Source organism: Adhaeribacter radiodurans (assembly GCF_014075995.1).
GTDB classification, from domain to species: Bacteria; Bacteroidota; Bacteroidia; order Cytophagales; family Hymenobacteraceae; genus Adhaeribacter; species Adhaeribacter radiodurans.
Genome location: NZ_CP055153.1, coordinates 6578031 through 6595979, shown reverse-complemented (window position 1 = coordinate 6595979; position 17949 = coordinate 6578031). Strand labels below are relative to the sequence as shown.

General features: G+C 40.4%; 12 protein-coding genes. 2 read left to right on the top strand and 10 right to left on the bottom strand.

The annotated features are described in order from the left end of the window. Nucleotides 1–109: 109 nt before the first annotated feature. Complete coding sequence (locus HUW48_RS26005; protein ID WP_182416529.1) at nucleotides 110–1249, bottom strand: Gfo/Idh/MocA family protein; 1140 nt, start codon at nucleotides 1247–1249, stop codon at nucleotides 110–112. Nucleotides 1250–1691: 442 nt separating this feature from the next. On the opposite strand from HUW48_RS26005, the gene HUW48_RS26000 reads away from it, so the two are divergent. After that, a complete protein-coding gene (locus HUW48_RS26000; RefSeq protein WP_182413708.1) occupies nucleotides 1692–2624 on the top strand; it encodes a TIM barrel protein in 933 nt (310 codons plus the stop codon). 120 nt (nucleotides 2625–2744) lie between these two features. Beyond that, entirely contained in the window at nucleotides 2745–5837 is a 3093-nt protein-coding gene (locus tag HUW48_RS25995; RefSeq protein ID WP_182413707.1) for a PVC-type heme-binding CxxCH protein, read from the top strand. A 95-nt stretch (nucleotides 5838–5932) separates the two neighbouring features. Here HUW48_RS25995 and feoB read toward each other — a convergent pair whose 3' ends face one another. From feoB to HUW48_RS25950, 9 genes are all read right to left on the bottom strand, one after another. Continuing rightward, nucleotides 5933–8086 (bottom strand): ferrous iron transport protein B, encoded by a 2154-nt coding sequence (feoB, locus tag HUW48_RS25990; protein ID WP_182413706.1) that lies wholly within the window; start codon nucleotides 8084–8086, stop codon nucleotides 5933–5935. A gap of 8 nt (nucleotides 8087–8094) precedes the next feature. Next, nucleotides 8095–8322, bottom strand: coding sequence for a FeoA family protein (locus tag HUW48_RS25985; RefSeq protein WP_182413705.1), 228 nt, complete (start codon nucleotides 8320–8322; stop codon nucleotides 8095–8097). A gap of 213 nt (nucleotides 8323–8535) precedes the next feature. Then, nucleotides 8536–10701 carry a cation:proton antiporter gene (locus tag HUW48_RS25980; RefSeq protein WP_182413704.1) on the bottom strand — a complete coding sequence of 722 codons (2166 nt, stop codon included), beginning with the start codon at nucleotides 10699–10701 and terminating at the stop codon, nucleotides 8536–8538. 4 nt (nucleotides 10702–10705) lie between these two features. Further along, a complete protein-coding gene (locus HUW48_RS25975) occupies nucleotides 10706–11293 on the bottom strand; it encodes a hypothetical protein (RefSeq protein ID WP_182413703.1) in 588 nt (195 codons plus the stop codon). Between the two features lie 1324 nt (nucleotides 11294–12617). Beyond that, nucleotides 12618–12947 (bottom strand): hypothetical protein, encoded by a 330-nt coding sequence (locus HUW48_RS25970; protein ID WP_182413702.1) that lies wholly within the window; start codon nucleotides 12945–12947, stop codon nucleotides 12618–12620. A 17-nt stretch (nucleotides 12948–12964) separates the two neighbouring features. After that, nucleotides 12965–13372, bottom strand: a complete 408-nt coding sequence (locus HUW48_RS25965; RefSeq protein WP_182413701.1) for a Panacea domain-containing protein — start codon at nucleotides 13370–13372, stop codon at nucleotides 12965–12967. Between the two features lie 607 nt (nucleotides 13373–13979). Continuing rightward, on the bottom strand, nucleotides 13980–14873 hold the full coding sequence (locus tag HUW48_RS25960) for a polysaccharide pyruvyl transferase family protein (RefSeq protein WP_182413700.1): 894 nt from the start codon (nucleotides 14871–14873) through the stop codon (nucleotides 13980–13982). Nucleotides 14874–14892: 19 nt separating this feature from the next. After that, a complete protein-coding gene (locus HUW48_RS25955) occupies nucleotides 14893–16680 on the bottom strand; it encodes an ABC transporter ATP-binding protein (protein ID WP_182413699.1) in 1788 nt (595 codons plus the stop codon). 40 nt (nucleotides 16681–16720) lie between these two features. Next, nucleotides 16721–17893, bottom strand: a complete 1173-nt coding sequence (locus tag HUW48_RS25950) for a glycosyltransferase (protein WP_182413698.1) — start codon at nucleotides 17891–17893, stop codon at nucleotides 16721–16723. Nucleotides 17894–17949: the final 56 nt, after the last annotated feature.

Genomic DNA, 17949 nt, shown 5'->3' with positions numbered 1-17949 from the left:
TGATAAACTTTAAAACTAGTTTTTAATAAATTATTAAGTTATCCTAAAAACTATATCACTTACAATTAATTTTTCTGTGGACTGTGGACCGTCGACTATGGACTATAACCTAAATCACAAACTTCGTCCATTTCTGGTCGGAGTGAGCGGAGGCGATGCAGGTATCAATAAAAGCTAATCCGCGAATACCTGCTTCAATGCCCGGAAAGTCGGTGTAAATTGGATTGGGTTCTTCGCCGTTCATGCGCGCACGCAGGGTAATAGCAAAATTGCGGTATAAATTAGCAAATGCTTCCAGAAATGCTTCCGGGTGACCGGCCGGTACCCGGATATGCGCCTTGGTTGCTTCGGATTGTTGCCCTACTCCCGGACGCAGGCGACGTGCGCCTTCTTCGTTGGTTTTATAGATAAGCGTATTCGGATCCATCTGCCACCACTGCAAACCACCAAACTCTCCGTAAACCCTAATGTTTAAATCATTTTCTTCGCCGTTAGCAATCTGGCTGGCGTGCAATACGCCTTTAGCGCCATTATCGAACCGCAGCAGCACATTACCGTCGTCTTCCAGTTTGCGGCCTTCTACAAAAGTGGTCAGGTCGGCGCATAACTCCGTAATTTTTAATCCGGTTATGTATTCTGCCAGATTTTCGGCGTGCGTACCAATGTCGCCCATACAACCGGCTGCTCCGGAACGGGCGGGGTCAGTGCGCCAATCGGCTTGTTTGTTGCCGGTTGCTTCCAGTAATTGTGCCAGCCAGCCCTGCGGATACTCTACAATTACCTTCCGGATTTTACCCAGTTTACCGCTTTGTACCATAGCTCGGGCTTCTTTCACCATAGGATAACCAGTGTAGTTATGCGTCAGACAGAACAGCAAACCTGTTTGGTTAATAACTTCTCTTAAATCTAAAGCCTCTTGCAAATTTAAAGTAACGGGCTTATCGCACACCACGTGAAAACCGTTTTCCAGAGCCATTTTCGCGGGCGGAAAGTGCATGTGGTTTGGGGTTACAATTGAAACAAAATCCATGCGTTCGCCTTCGGGCAGCTCTTTTTCTTTTTGGATCATCTCCTCAAAATTAGCGTACACCCGCTCGGTTGGCAGCCGCAAAGCTTCCCCAGAAGCTCTTGATTTTTCCGGGTTGCTGCTGAAAGCGCCGCAAACTAACTCAATTTCACCATCCAGAGCGGCAGCCATGCGGTGTACCCCACCAATAAAGGCGTCTTTTCCGCCGCCAATCATGCCCATTCTTAGTTTTCTGTTCATTGTTTACAGTAAGCGTTTATCTAATTTAAACTGGGTTAATATTAAATAATTTTTTGTTGCCTGTAAGGCAAAACTTCACTATTTAAGTAACTGGTAAGATTTTAAATTTATTCTTCCCTACCTTCCAAAAATAATAGTTACTACGGATATTTTCTATTATTAATGGACTTTGTACCAGAAAAGAAATTACAAATTTCCTTCGGTATTTTTTCAGCAGCCTGTTTCTTATTGTGCAATCAACAATAAACAAGCACATTAACTGTACTATCCTTAACAAAATACATTCTTTGTTAAACATATTGTAAAATATACCGCTCAGTGGTTATTCTATTTTAAATAATTTAAATTTAACGCCTAGCTTCATCCTTTTATATTTAAATACTGCATCTTCCATTAAAGAATATCTTATACATACCTTAAACTCATGAACCGTAGAAATTTCTTTCAAAAAGGCTTAGCTGCCAGTGCGGCGGTAGCATTAGGGTCAGCTGCTCTTACCCCCGAAACTTTGGCTTCGCCTTTGATTGCTGCTCCCAAACGTAAATTTAAATTGAATTATGCCCCTCATTTTGGCATGTTCAAAAATAGTTCGGGCGACGACGTGGTAGATCAACTTAAATTTATGGCTGATAATGGCTTTATGGCCTTGGAAGATAACGGCATGATGGGTCGCCCGACTGCTGAGCAAACCAAAATTGGCGAAACCATAACTAAGTTGGGCATGACCATGGGTGTTTTTGTGGTAGATAAAGGCGGTAATGGTCAAAATACTTTAGCCGCTGGAAAAAAGGAGTACGTTGATGTTTTCTTGAATGGCTGCAAAAAAGCAGTAGAAACGGCGAAGCGCGTAAATGCGAAGTGGATGACGGTAGTGCCCGGCGATTTCCACCGGGATATTCCCATCGGCATTCAAACGGGTAATGTTATTGAAGCATTGCGACGCGGCGCTGAAATTCTGGAGCCAAACAATTTAGTAATGGTACTGGAACCACTCAGCGATACGCCTAATTTGTTTTTACGCTACTCCGATCAAACTTACATGATTTGTAAAGGAGTAAACAGCCCTTCCTGCAAAATATTGTACGACATTTACCACATGCAGAAAAACGAAGGCCGGCTTATTTATAATATGGACCAGTGCTGGGATGAAATTGCCTACATCCAAATTGGCGACGAGCCCGGCCGGAAAGAACCTACTACCGGCGAAATTAACTACAAGAAGGTATTTGAACACATTTACAAGAAAGGCTATAAAGGAGTAATGGGCATGGAACACGGAAACTCCCAACCGGGCAAAGAAGGCGAAAAAGCTTTAATTAATGCCTACGTTGCTTCCGATGATTTTAGTATAGCCTAGTTTCGTATTTAAAATTTACTAAATACCAAGCAAAATAAGTTTATTAAAGCTGCCTGAATAGCTGAAAGGTAATTTTAATAAATCTGGAAGTTATTACCACTTATTAAATACTTATTGCCTATGAATAATAAGAAAGGCTCTCCTGCCAAACCGGAAAAAATGCCTCAAAACAGAAATTGGCGTTCATTGACGAAAACCAACGGACGCTTACTTTTAGGTGGCTTGGTTTGCCTGAGTGCCGCCTTCAGCACAAATATTTACAGGATCCGGCCTGCCGACGATGATCTTACTTCTGGTTTTGAGGTAGCCAGTGGTCTGGAGGTAAAAACATTTGCCACCGAACCTTCGCTCCGCAACCCCACCAATATGGATATCGATGCTAAAGGCAGAATATGGGTTTGCGAAGGCGTAAATTACCGCCCCAAACTTAACCCCAACAACAAAGGCCAGGACGAAGGCGACCGTATTTTAATTTTAGAAGATACCGATGGCGACGGGAAAGCCGATAAAGAAAAAGTATTCTATCAAGGCAATGATGTAAATGCCGCTTTGGGTATAGCGGTGCTGGGGAATAAAGCTATTGTTTCGGTCTCACCCAACGTATTTATTTTAACCGATACCGACGGCGATGATAAGGCCGATAAAAAAGAACTTTTGTTTACCGGTTTAGGAGGTGAGCAGCACGACCACGCCGTACACGCTTTTACCTTTGGCCCCGATGGTAAACTGTACTTTAACTTTGGCAACGAAGGCAAGCAAATTAAAGATAAAGACGGCAAGCCATTAGTCGACCGGGAAGGCAACGAAATTGCCGACAATGGCAAACCCTACCGGCAAGGCATGGCTTTCCGCTGCGACATGGATGGCTCTAATATTGAAGTGCTGGCCAATAACTTTAGGAATAATTACGAAATCGCTGTTGATTCGTATGGCACCTTGTGGCAATCGGATAACGACGATGATGGCAACCGGGGCGTCCGGATTAACTACGTAATGCCTTACGGGAACTATGGTTTCCGGGACCAGATGACCGGAGCCAGCTGGCAATCGCCGCGCACCAACATGGAGGAAGAAATACCGCTTCGCCACTGGCATTTAAACGACCCCGGGGTAGTACCTAACTTACTGCAAACCGGTGCGGGTTCACCTACGGGTATGGTTGTGTACGAAGGCAATTTACTTCCGGCTACCTTCCAGGGCCAGATGATTCATTCTGATGCGGGTCCCAATGTAGTACGAGCCTACCCAGTACAAAACGACGGCGCTGGTTATAAAGCCGAAATAGTAAATATTCTGAAAACTAAAGAAGACAAGTGGTTCCGGCCTTCTGATGTAACCATTGCGCCGGACGGTTCGCTTTTTGTGGCCGATTGGTACGATCCAGGAGTAGGTGGCCACCAAGTAGGTGATTTAGCGAAAGGCCGCATCTTCCGGATAGCGCCTCCCGGTTCAGCTTACAGTGTTCCTAAACTGGATTTATCTACTCCGGCTGGTGCTGCCGTAGCCTTAAAAAGTCCGAACCTGGCTACTCGTTACCTGGCTTATGAAAAACTGCTAGGCTGGGGCAAGAAGTCAGAGAAAGTATTGGCTAAAATGTTTAAGTCCGATAACAATCCTCGTTTCCGGGCAAGGGCCTTATGGCTTTTAAGCAAACTAGATAAAAAAGGCAAAAAGTACATTGATGCCGCGGTTAATGATGCCGATGCCAATATCCGGATGGCTGGTTTACGCGCCGCCTTGCAGACTAAAATGGATGTGAACCCCATTCTGGCAAAACTAGCCAAAGACGCCTCACCGCAGGTACGTCGGGAAGTAGCTGTAAATTTACGTTTTAACAAATCACCGGAAGCAGCTCAAATCTGGACAACGCTGGCCAACCAATACGATGGTCAGGACCGCTGGTACCTGGAAGCCTTAGGGATTGGCGCTGATTTACAATGGGATACTTTCTTTACCGCTTGGCAAAAACAAGGTAACCGCGATGTAACGAATAAAGCAAATCGTGATATTATCTGGCGAGCCCGCACTCCGGAAGCTTTAAAAATGCTGCCTACTCTTATTACCCAGGCAACAGTTTCTGAAAAAGAGCGGCCCCGTTACTTCCGGGCTTTCGATTTTTACCCCGAAGATGATGCCAAGCAACAAATACTCATTGGTTTATTAAACAGTAATAATCCGCAACAAGGCCAGATAATTTCTTTAGCCTTAAATCACATCGATGCCCAAAAATATGGGTCCGATTCCAAAGTGCAAAGTGCTTTACGCCGCGGGCTGGATTATGCAAAAGGTAAAAATCAATTTGTGCAATTAGTAAAACGCTTTGAATTAAAAGACCAGAATGCTGAATTAGTACGTTTGGCTACCACGCAACCTGAATCGGAAATAGGTGTAGAAGCTTCCAAAATCCTGTTAAAAACTGGTCCGGACCAGATTATGAAAGTATTAAACAGCAAAGAGGAACCGGCACTGGCCCTGATAACCGCCATGGGCCGCTACGAAGATAAAAAAGCGCAGGAACTGCTGGAAGACGTAGCCTTAAATGGCAACCGCAGTATGGAGGTTCGTAAATTAGCTTTAAAGAAAATTGGCCGGGGTGGTTCGGGAGAAGCCCGTTTGCTAAATATTGTTAAAAACAACAAATTAAACCCCGAAATGCAGCAGGTTGCCGGTAGCGTTTTATTAAATTCTTACCGCCAGAACATCCGTGAAGAAGCAGCTCAATACCTGAAAACCCCATCCCGCGAAGGCAAGCCTCTCCCTCCTATTGAGCAGTTAGCCACCTTAACCGGTGATCCGGTAAATGGTAAAGCGGTATTCTCGCAATCGTGCGTAGCTTGCCACAAAGTAAATGGCGAAGGTACTCCTTTTGGTCCGGAGCTTTCCGAAATCGGTAATAAACTCCCCAAAGTAGCCTTGTATAAATCCATTCTGCATCCCGATGCCGGTATTAGTTTTGGCTACGAAGGCTATCAGCTTAAATTAAAGGATGGTAACCAGGTAACAGGTATTATTGCCAGCCAAACCGAAGATAAATTAGATCTGCGTCAACCCGGTGGTTCGGTTACCAGCTATGCCTTAGCCGATGTTGTGTCCAAAAAGCAAATGGAAACTTCCCTGATGCCATCTAATCTGCAACAAACCATGAGCGAGCAGGAATTAGTAAATTTAGTAGAATACCTGACTACATTAAAGAAAGCATCGGCTTCTAATTAAACCGGATAAATGGTTTTAACGCAAAAAAGCCTTCTGACAAACAGAAGGCTTTTTTGTTAGATTTAAATTTGAAGTTATATAAAAAATTGAGCCAATTACTTAAAAATCTGATACACGATCAACGAACAAACGTAAGCCAGGCCGCTCATGTAAATTAGCTGCATAACCGGCCATTTCCACGATTTTGTTTCGCGGTATACTACGGCTAAGGTACTCATGCACTGCATAGCGAAAACGTAAAAAATAAGTAAAGAGAATGCCCGGGCTGGGGTAAAGAAAGCTTGGCCGTGCTCGTCTTTCTCGGAGAGCAGCTTTTCTTTTATGGTTTTAATATTTTCTTCGTCGCCTACGCTGTAAATGGTAGAGATGGTACCCACAAAAACTTCGCGGGCGGCAAAAGAAGTCAGCAGGGCAATACCAATTTTCCAGTCAAACCCGAGCGGCCTAATTACTGGCTCAATGGCGCGACCAAATAAACCAGCATAAGAAGCTTCCAGCTTTTGCGTAGAAAGATGCAGACTGGTTTCTTCGGGTGTCCAGTTATTTTGCTGTGCCTGTTGCTGCACGGTTTGTTCGGCCTGTGCCATGCGGTTACCAGGACCATAAGACGCCAATACCCACAGAATGATAGAAATGGCAATAATTACTTTACCTGCTTCAAATACAAAAGCTTTTACTTTTTCAATAATCGTCAGGCCAACGTTTTTCCAGCGGGGCATTTTATACACCGGAAACTCCATTATAAAGTAACTGCGTTCGCGGGCTTTTAAAATTAATTTCATTACCCACGCCGATAAAACGGCCGCCGTAAAACCCAGCAAGTACAAGCCCATCAGCACAATACCTTGTAAATTCAAAAAGCCCAGGTAATATTTTTCGGGCACCACCAGCGCAATTAAAACGGTATACACCGGAATGCGGGCGGAGCAGCTCATGAGCGGAGTAACAAAAATGGTGATCATGCGATCTTTCCAATTATCGATGTTGCGGGCGGCCATTACTGCCGGCACAGCGCACGCTACCCCCGAAATAAGCGGTACAATGCTTTTTCCGTTTAGCCCAAACTTTCGCATAATTTTATCCATCATAAAAGTAACCCGGGCCATATAGCCGGTTTCTTCCAGAATGGCAATAAAAGCAAATAAGAGAGCTATTTGCGGAATAAAAATTAAGATCCCGCCCAAACCAGCAATTACCCCTTCGGTGAGCAAATTAATAAGAGGGCCATCAAAGCGGGCCTGAATAAAATTATTGATGGCCGTTATTCCTTCGTCAATCAAGTCCATGGGATAAGTGGCCCAGGCAAAAATAGCCTGAAACATCATAAACAACACCCCGAAAAAGATTAAATATCCCCAAACTTTATGGGTTAAAACCTGGTCCAGGCGGTTACTGAACTTCTCGTTGGTATCGGCTTTTTCGACGCGTACCGAGTCGAGCAGCAACTCGTTGATAAGGGTATAGCGATTAATGGTTTCGCTGGCTTGCAAAGAATTGGAACTGAATTGGTATGGCTCCAGCAAATCCGACAGAAAGTTTTTATCTGTTTCCGATAAAAAAGTTAAATTTTTATACTGGTGGGCATAATGCCAGGCCAGGTAATCGGTCTGTAAATCAAAATATTGCCTAATTTGTTTTATTAACCCGGAAAAATCTGCTGGAATCTGATAAAAAGTACGGTTTGGTACTGGTAACTGCTGCGAAATAACAATTTTTAAGGCTGCAATTCCGCTACCCGTGCGGGCATTAACCGGAATAACAGGTACGCCAAAATCCTGCTGCAATTGCTCCATATTGATTTTGATGCCGTCTTTTTCGGCAACATCCATCATATTCAGCGCTAAAACCGCCGGAATTTGTAAATCTATGAGTTGCGTAAACAACAACAAATTGCGCTTTAAATTAGACGCGTCAGCGGTAACTATAACCAAGTCTGGGTAAAGGTCCGATTGCTGGTTGTAAAGCAAATCAATAATTACCTTCTCGTCGAGCGATTTTGGATAAAGGCTATAAGTACCCGGTAAATCAATAATGCGGGCTTTTTGATGCGAATTAAGGTGACAAATACCCGTTTTTTTATCAACGGTTACACCGGGGAAATTACCAACTTTCTGATTTAAACCAGTTAACTGATTAAATAACGATGATTTTCCGGAGTTGGGATTTCCAATTAAGGCAATCTTGGTAATCGGTTTAGTAACCGTTGTTTTTATTTCTATTTTTTCTTCCGGATGGATCAATTCTGCCATAGACGAAATTATTTAAGCAGGATAGTAGCTGCTTCGTCTAAACGTAAAGAGAGGGTATAATCGTTTACAATTATAGTAATCGGATCGCCAAGTGGGGCTTTGCTGTTTAGTTTTACTGGTGTACCCGGAATACAACCCATTTCCAGGAGTTTCAAAGACATTTCCGGATCGTTGAGGCAGCATATCGTACCACTCTCACCAATTCTCAAATCCCGGACACTTTTACGTTTCTGCACCTGGTTCTATCCTTATTTAGACTTATTATAAACAGACGCAAGATACAATGTGTTCCGGGTTATTCCAAAATATGTAACTAAATCATTCGGTTTTGTTTTTAATTACAATTGCCATCAGATTAGTTTTTGACAAATTATGTATTGATTTTACTAACCTGAGGTAAATACAGCCTGTTCTTTAAAACTTTTTAAATTTCAGGGTACTATACATAATTAAGCCTGGCCTTTTGAATCCTCTTCCCCGGAAGAAAAAACGCTTTTCACGTAGTCGCCGGCCTTATCAATAAGTTCTACATTTTCTTCTAAAGGCTTTAAATTAGCGTCGGCGGTATCTTCAGTTTGTTGCGGATACAGAATTATATAACTATTCCGGATAAAGTATTTGGTCAGGTACTTAGGCAGCTTTTCCGATTCGGCGTTATAAGAAAGATAGCCTTTACGCGAGGCGACAATAATAAATAAATCGTCCTGCCTTACTTCGCGGCTAAAAATGAGAAATTCTTCCCAGTTCTCAAATGCTTCGTAAGATATAGACAGGGGCGATTTAGCATTCCCGTTTAAATTTTGCAGTTCTTTAATAGTAACCGGAGTAGCGTAGATAATAAGTGGCAAACCTGTTTCCCGGGAAATGGTTTTTATCCGGTCGAACCATTGTTGGAAACCTAACTCAAACTCGGCTTTAGGAGGCGCAGCTACTACTATACGTTTTAAGGTATTTACGGGCTGAGCCACTTTATAAATAAAAATAGATTCCCGGGTTTTCTCCAGAAGATTCTCTGTTAATGGCCCGAAAAAGGCTTCTCCTTTGTACGCCAGGTGGTGCAGCCCCATTATTAAATCGGTTATTTTGTGCTCTTTTATAGTGTAAATTATACCGTTGCTAATATTTAAATCGAAACGTGATAAGGGCACAATTTCATTATCGGTAGCGGCTGCATGCTTAATTACTTTTTCCATCATTTTCTTTCCGGCCGCCTGGCTGCTTTCCGAGGAATCCTGTTCTTGTTTTACATGCAAAGCATAAACGGGCGCCTTACTTTTATGAGGCTTAATTAAAAAGGCCAGGTCTACCAGGTCATTCACCGTTTCGGGGTACGCCAGCGAAATCAGGATTCTTTCATCAGGGTCGCCTTCGGTAGTTTCCGGCACTTCATTTTCCTGCAAAGCAATTTTGGCCGATACTTTTTCAACCGTAAAGGAACTTATGGTACAGGTAACTAAAATCATTAAGATAGTACCATTCAGAACATCTTCATTTAATAAACGGATAGGCACCCCCGAGGGCGTTTCTCCCAGGATTACATTATAACCCACTAAAACTACCGCCAAGGTGGCTCCTACCCGGGCATTACTTAAACCAAAGATCATCTGCCTTTCGTCTGCAGATAAACGAAAGGTTTTTTGAGTAGCCCAAGCCGCTAAAAATTTACCAATTACGGCCATTACAATCATAACCGCCGCTACTTTAAGGGCTCCCAAGCCTTTGAACAACACGCTGAAATCAACCAGCATACCCACTCCAATTAAAAAGAAAGGAATAAACAAAGCATTTCCTACAAACTCAATGCGGTTCATTAAAGGCGATGTATGCGGGATAAACCGGTTAATAGCCAAGCCCGAAAGGAAGGCTCCGATAATAGCTTCCAGCCCAGCCACTTCGGCCAAAAAAGAACCCAAAAAAACAATTGCTAATACAAAGATGTATTGTGAGATATTATCATCGAATTTTTTGAAGAACCAGCGGGCAATGAGCGGGAATAAGAAAATAACAATAGCGGCAAAAATTACCGACGAAACGCCTAATCTAATCCAGAAGGCGCTACTAATATCGCCTTTATACATGCCTACAATAGCGGCTAAAACCAATAAGGCCAGAATATCGGTGATAATGGTTCCGCCAATAGTGAGCGTAACAGAGCGGATGCGGTTAATGCCATAGCGGCTGGTAATGGGGTAAGCTAATAAAGTATGCGAAGCAAACATACTTGCCAGTAATATCGCAGAAGGAAGATTAAAATCTAATACATAGAAAGCAGCAATGGTACCTAGAGTAATTGGCACCAGAAAAGTATATATACCAAATACCAGACTTTTTACCTGGTTCTTCTTAAACTCTTCGAGGTCTATTTCTAAACCAGCGGTAAACATGATATACAGCAAACCTACCGTACCAAATAAAACAATGCTGCTATCGCGCAGCAACAAGTTTAGCCCATAAGGACCAATAATAATACCGGCTACAATTAGTCCGATAATGTGCGGTACTTTAATTTTATTAAATAAAATAGGCGCAAAAAGTATAATAAAAAGTACCAGCGAAAATATAATTACCGGATTGCGTAAGGGCAATTCGAAGCTTAGCTCACTTAATAATACCATAACTTTAATTTAAAAGAGTTTCGCTATTATTCTTTTCTAACTGTAAAGAATAAACAATTCTACAGTCGCCGGAACGAATAATCTCTCGTTGCCCTTCCAGGGTGTTTTCATTTAAAAACGATAGCCGTACCACCATTTCGGTAGCCGGAGCATTAGGCGAAATTGCTACATTTTCTCTTAAATGCAGCCAATTATCATTATAAGTACCGGTATATGTTCTAACTAAGGTATTGTCGGCCATTGCTTTGGCCAGAATCTGGTTACCTTGGTAGCTAATATCCCAGGTTTCGGATTTGGTATCGCCAATTGCTGAACCCGGACAAGTTGTTTGGGTACAAACCATTTTCGCGTTCCAGATACCCGTAATGGCCGGATTATAGAAGGCCGAATCCAGGCGGGTACTATCTAACTTTTGCTCTCTTTTGGTTAAGGTTTCTTCTTTCAGGCGCAAGGCTTCTTCCCTTACGGCTAAATCTTGTTCTCGCCGGGCTAGCTCTGCTTCCTTTTGTTGCACCGAAGTCTCCCTTTCCTTGATACCGCAGCTAGTTAATAGAAAAATAGTAAAAAAAGGGAAAAAGAGAATCCATTTCATGAGCAACTATTTGTTTAAGTGATTCTGGTAAAGAAGAAAAACACGGCTTAACAATACATGACCGGGCAAAAATTTAGATTTTAGTTGGCTTAACTTCGCATTCTTTAATAATAAATACCTTTATTAAGCGATAACAGTTACAAACTTACTAATTAAGCTAGCTTTTAGGCCGAAAATTTGAGATTACCATTTATCTGCCGAACCAATTTTAAATATGTACGCAGCTACCATCTGGTAATTTACTATTTGTTATAACACAGAACAGAGGAGCCATCAAACCAAGAACTTGTTGCTGGTTTTTGTAACAGAATCGCCTGATTATAAACTACTACCATCCACCAGCTTATACTATTAAATTCTTGGTTTAATCCAGTTATTTTTCAGCCTAAAGTAAAATTTGTCCGTATAGCATAGAAATTAAAAAGCAACGAAATGCCTACTAAAAAGAAAACTTCGGAAAAGAAAGACCCGTGCTGGAAGGATTATGAACAACAAGGCATGAAGAACAAAGATGGCAAGAAAGTGCCGAATTGTGTTAAAAAAGATTAAAAGATTTACCTGTAATAATTGAAAAAGAGCTGCTTTATAAGCAGCTCTTTTTTTGTAAAATAGTGCCGGCAGGTATAAATTATCGCCATCCAGAAAGGTTAATCGGGGAATACTTGACTTTTAAAAAATTTAATCTTCACTCAGATAAGTAAAGAAACGCTAATATCAGGTTAGTAGATGTTAGACTTTTGCGTAGAATATTAACTCCTTTTTACTACGATCCCGACATCCAGTATAGTAAATTTATTTTGTCTGGTTACTTACAAACTTAAATAATTAATAAAATCTTTCATCCTTCTTACAAACTCAATCCATAACTTAGCTGACCTTTTTTAAATTATCAGTACTTTAGCCGTAGAAGGCGTAAATAAGAAAAATTTACTTTTCAGCGTTACTTTGTTTTACCCGCCCGGAAACGAGTACATGACTCAAAAATTACTTTACTTAAATTTAATTAATTGTTTTTACTTATTGCTCTATATCCAGCAAAGTCAGTTTCCGGTAAATTATATTTTTGTTACTGGATTACTAATTACCATTTGTTATAACGGACAATTGCTTACCTGTTTTGTAACAAGATTTATTAAAACTAAGTGGCTGGTGTACCCGTTGCGTTTATTAACAATTTTATTTGGCAGTGCTGTTTTGTTTTATGCTTTTCCGCCACTTCTTCCTACGGATAAAGTTATTTTCTGTGCTATAGGTTATTATTTAGTAACCGGGGCTATTATACTTTGGTCGGGGTTCCTGCCACTGAAATTTAAATAATATTGACTTATTTATTCTGTAATAAGAAATGCCCCCGGAGCACAATAAACGACAAGCCCAATACATTTAAGGTGGTGGTTGCTAATAATGAAGTAAGTACGGTATCGCTTAAACAAATAAGCCGCTCGTTCATAATTAAAATATAAAGCACAGCTCCTAACCAGCCCGTAACTACAATGGCCGTCCAAACGGCGAGCCATTTCCGGTGCGAGGTATCTTCTTTATACCGCTGATTTTCGAAGCGCCGACGTTGGGCCGTTAAGTCGTCGGCATCAATATCGGTATCTCTGCCAATAGGCGTAGCCCGCGACCGGATAATTTCTTCTAAGCTTTGCAAGTTGTATTCCTAAGCCGTTAAATCTCGATGTTAGAGAAATATTCTTTAATGTATTCGTCGGGAATAGGATAATCCCAGGTAAAAGAGGCCTCTTTGGTAGTTTTATCCCAGGGGCTACCCGGCATGTGCGACCAATCAGATAATTGGCTGGCGCTAAATTTAGAATATTTATCGATAATGCGGTTTAGGGTATCTGATACTATTGGGTCGGATGTTATTTCCTGTAAAGCCGGATCTTCTACTTCAATAATTTTACTATAATTTACCTGCTTACGGGTTTTCGGAAATACAGGACCAAACGGCCAGGCCCGGGGCGGTTCGTTCATGAGGTGTTGGTTATACTTAGCTAGGAAATAACCGTAAGCAATGAAAAGCAGCTTCTGTACCTTGGTTACATTCAGTACAATACCTTTTTTGTAGGCCAAAGCCAACAAATAATTCGCTACCGTACACTATCGTAATTACTCATTTACAATTGGTTCTTCTACAAATTTACATTTAATAAATGCAACTTGCAATTCCTTTAACAACCTGATTATTAATAAATTATTTAAGGTACACCATCCATTAAGCTGCACTATTATTTTAATTCTATTGTAACGTGAGTTCGATATAAGAATATAATAACAAAAAAGCATACCTGTATTAGTTAAAAGAATTAAATAATAGAGTTTCCCATCTATTTTTGTCATTCTGGAAGAATCTAACCAGCAAGTAACCGGTTAGATTCTTCCAGAATGACAGAATTAAAGAAGATTAGCTTACTTCTTATGTGGGTTTTTCTTATCTCGAACTCACGTTATTTTACGAAAGTATGGGTAATAGGTAAGCTTTTTAGTACCGAAAGTTATTAAAGTTTAAAGGACAAGTTGGTGAATTGGAAGTTAGACTTAAAAAGGAGACTAGCTATGATTCATTGATTTTGCTTTGCTAATCTTGAACAAAAACTAAATCAGATACAATACTAATCGACTTGGTTGCAAACCAGTCAATAAACTGTTAGAATCATCACTAGCAATCTTTAACAAAAAATTAAATTTCTGATAAAGTTTTAATGTCTGCTATAAACTTATGGTGGATTTTATTGATTTCATTTATAGCTCCTAATGCACAATCTCTTGCCTCTCTTTTTGCATCAGGAGTAAGACAATATTCAAATGCCTCTAATAAAGCTTTCTCATTCAAAGAATCAGCCCGGAATAATAAAGGCCAACCTATACTTTTTACCTGCAGCGAAATCTTTGCGCCTCCGGCAATGGGGTCAATTGGAATAACAGGAATGCCGTTTTTAATGGCCAATACTGTTCCATGTAAACGCGTAGTAACCACCACATCCATTTTGGATAGTAAGGATTCTATTTCTCCTTCTGTTCTCAGTTTACCAGCATTATCTATTATAACAGTGTCAATAGGAACAATGGCCATTTCTCTACTATTTATAAGTCGTTCAATTGCTTCATTGGCGGCATCGTGTTTTCCATTTTTGCCGTACTCTTTTTGTTTATGCGCCAAGATTATTCCAACAACCGGAACTTTAGGAGGAGGAGCGTAAAAAGTGATATCGGGATGAGCGGCTCTTGAGCTGTCTCTCTCATAAAGCAAAGTGAAAGGGTTCCAGTTTTCCAGTGAATCTAGTAACGATAGATTTAGGCCTATTAATCTTGCCGTAGAAAAATGTTCCAGCATATTTGTTACAGGATAGCCATTACCAAAGGGGCCACAAACAAAAACAATATCTGTGTACCTGTTTTGGTCAGCCTTTTCCCAATCTATTGCATTGGCATAAGGAAAACGGGAATGAACGGCCACTTCATAGTTAATGCCCGCTTCTTCGAGCCATTTACAAACCATGTCTCTGGCTATTAAATCTCCTGCTGTCGTTCCCATGTCTTCCCATGAAAACCATCCTGCTACTAGTACGCGCATTTTCAAAGATTAAGCGTTATTACCTTATTATGTTGCCGGAAAGAAAACTTGTCTTTTTTTTAGCAAGTGTATCCGAATTATTATTTATTATTATTTCTTCTAAACTACCTTTTTCAAGATGTAATATAATGCTACAAGAATTTAAGGTGTCCAGCCGGTGAGTAATCAAAAAGGTGGTACGTCCTTGCATTAAGCGTTCCATTGCTTCCATTATTTGAGCTTCCGTTTTTACATCCAATGAACTGGTAGGTTCATCTAAAATTAGAATAGGCGCATTTTTTATAAAAGCTCTTGCAATAGATATCCTTTGTCTTTCTCCGCCCGACAAGTTCATTCCTCTTTCTCCTACCAAAGTATTGTATCCATCGGAGCATTTAGTAATAAAATCGTGCGCATTGGCCATTTTGGCCGCCGCTATAATTTCTTCTGTACTGGCATTAGGAAGACCATAAGCAATATTTTCTGCTATAGTGGTTGAAAATAACACAGGTTCCTGGAGAACTATCCCAAATTGCTGGCGGTAGTCTGATAACTTATAGTTTTTGATATTTATACCATCTACTAAAATTTGACCGTAAGTAGGATCGTAAAATCTGGTAATTAAATTAATTAATGTTGACTTACCCGCCCCGGTAGATCCCATAACTCCTATCCGGTCTCCTGATTGAACTTTAAAAGAGATGTTATTTAAAGTACTAACTTCTTTATTATAATAAAAACCCACATTTTGAAATTCTATTACTCCCTTGGTACGAGCAAGATGTACTGGATTTGCTGTTTCTTTAACTTCTCTTTGTTCATCTAATAAGGTATAAACCCGCTCTATACTCGTTAAAGAAGATTGCACTTCATTTAAATTTCGGCTGATTTTGTCCAGAGGACCATAGATCTGTCCGAGATAGGCTATTACCATTGTCAGTTCACCCAGTGTCATTTCGCCAGATCGCACATAACTTGCTCCAAAGTAAATAAATAAAGCGGTGCCCGCCGCATAGATCATTCCTATGCAGAAATAGAACAAAGCACCAATCCAGGCAACTTTCAACTGACCCTTCATTGCTATATCGGCTTTAGCCATAAACCGGTTACTTTCTCCCTCCTCCTGTCCGAATGCCTTTACCACGCGTAATGAAGTAAGCACCTCCTGAACTACCGACATCGCATTACTTTCGTATTCCTTCACTTTCTTCCAATCCTTCTTCAGTTTTTTAGTAGAAATCCGGGTAAGAAAAATCATAGGAGGAATGATAGAACATGTTATAAGAGCAAAGCGCGAATTAATAGTAAACATGATAACTATCATTCCCACTAATGTAATACAGGAAGTTAGGATGGGAGATAGATTTCCGATTATTAAAGTACGGATGGCTGAAGTATCGTATTGAATTCTATAAACGGAATCTGCTGTTCCATTACGATCGTGGAAGGCAAGAGAAAGGCGTTGTACCTGATTAAAAAGAAGGTACTTGAAGTTTCTTACAAGCTTTTCACCTGTATAGGTATTTAATATCCATATAATAACGGTGTAAATGTTATCAATTAAAGCAATAAGAAGAACCAACGCAACAGAAATCCATACAATAGAGGTAAAAGAGAACTCATAATTAACTGGAAAAAAGTAAGTAATAAAGCCAGGAAGAGGCCGGGAACCAAAGCCATTATCTATTAAAATTTTTAATGCTAATGGCTTTAATAAAGCAATAGGAGAAGCTAAAAAATTGCAAATAAATATACCTGCTATATAAGCCCAGTAAGGGCGAGCTTGAACAAAAGTTCTTTTTAATAAAGAAAAAGTAGATTCTTTCATTAACTCTCTTTTAACTACCAAATAATTGTAATTGCAAAAATCACAACTTATTAAGTAGGGTATTTAATACTTTTTCACTACTAAAGTATTCCTCTGCAATGTCTCTCGCTGCTTTTGAATGTTTATCGATATCTGCTGTTACTTCTGTTAGTGCTGCAATAGCAGAGTCCGTATCGGTAAAAGCAAATATGCCGGTACCGGAAGGAATATATTTTGACCACTCTGTTTCTTGCGTAATTACGGGCCTGCCCGAAGCCAGATAACATGCTGAACGACAACTGAACCAGCCGCTGTTTGATTTAACATACGTTTCTTTTGCTACAGAGAACTCTCCAAGTGATGCGCTAATAAATGCCTGGTAATCTTCAGTATTATTAATTTTATCTAAGGGATCTACTGTTTGCCAGCCTGATTGCTGCAACTTACCATAATCTAATTTTTTTAAACTGTCTGTTACTACAACCTGAAAGTTAGCTTTATCAAAGAGCATTGGGAGGCTCATAACTTTTTCAAACTCCACATCTTTTTGTCCCCACTCCTCATTCTGGTACTTTAGTTTTTGCCTTACAGACCAATTCATTACAGTTGTGAAAGTATGGCTCCCATTAACAGGTTGGTATTGCCAATAATTTAAGCAAATGGGCTGCCTTGTTACTTCCCATTTTAAATTATAAGTGGGTATCCGACAATTTTGAGCGTTAATGTTTTCGCCGAAGCTAAATAAATAATTATAGTTGCTGAGATTGTTTTTAATATTAATAGAAGATTTATTCGGAAAAGAATCGTCCCAATCCTGCACTTGGGTAAACATCGGGTCAGAATCTATTAATACTCTTTTGGGTATTTTTAAATACTCTTCTCTCAAATAACCGGACAAAGAAACATTGATAAACAAATCGGCCGTTGCGCAAATTTCCAGTAACTTATTTAGCGTAAGCCCAAAACATTCTCCAGATGCTACATCTCTATATGCCCACCTATCTTCCAGTCCGAAATTTTTCATTGTATCCTTTAAATATTGGATACTATCAGACGAGTCATTCCACTCCTTTCCTGCCGATTGGTACTTGGAGTACTGCATAGTATCTTCTATGTAATATACATCATGCCCCATTGAGTAAAATCCTAATGGGTATTGGAGGTAATCCCAGGTAACTCCCCCGGAAGGCAAAAGGCCGATAAATCCGCTTACAACTATTCTCAATTTCTCCATAACAACAAGCAGAGAACTACTTTCAAAAGCTTACTTTTTTGATCGAAATTCTACAA

Coding starts and splice junctions, on each gene's coding strand:
- HUW48_RS26005 (WP_182416529.1), bottom strand. CDS start 1,249: ATGGGCATGATTGGCGGCGGAAAAGACGCCTTTATTGGTGGGGTACAC.
- HUW48_RS26000 (WP_182413708.1), top strand. CDS start 1,692: ATGAACCGTAGAAATTTCTTTCAAAAAGGCTTAGCTGCCAGTGCGGCG.
- HUW48_RS25995 (WP_182413707.1), top strand. CDS start 2,745: ATGAATAATAAGAAAGGCTCTCCTGCCAAACCGGAAAAAATGCCTCAA.
- feoB (WP_182413706.1), bottom strand. CDS start 8,086: ATGGCAGAATTGATCCATCCGGAAGAAAAAATAGAAATAAAAACAACG.
- HUW48_RS25980 (WP_182413704.1), bottom strand. CDS start 10,701: ATGGTATTATTAAGTGAGCTAAGCTTCGAATTGCCCTTACGCAATCCG.
- HUW48_RS25975 (WP_182413703.1), bottom strand. CDS start 11,293: ATGAAATGGATTCTCTTTTTCCCTTTTTTTACTATTTTTCTATTAACT.
- HUW48_RS25960 (WP_182413700.1), bottom strand. CDS start 14,873: ATGCGCGTACTAGTAGCAGGATGGTTTTCATGGGAAGACATGGGAACG.
- HUW48_RS25955 (WP_182413699.1), bottom strand. CDS start 16,680: ATGAAAGAATCTACTTTTTCTTTATTAAAAAGAACTTTTGTTCAAGCT.
- HUW48_RS25950 (WP_182413698.1), bottom strand. CDS start 17,893: ATGGAGAAATTGAGAATAGTTGTAAGCGGATTTATCGGCCTTTTGCCT.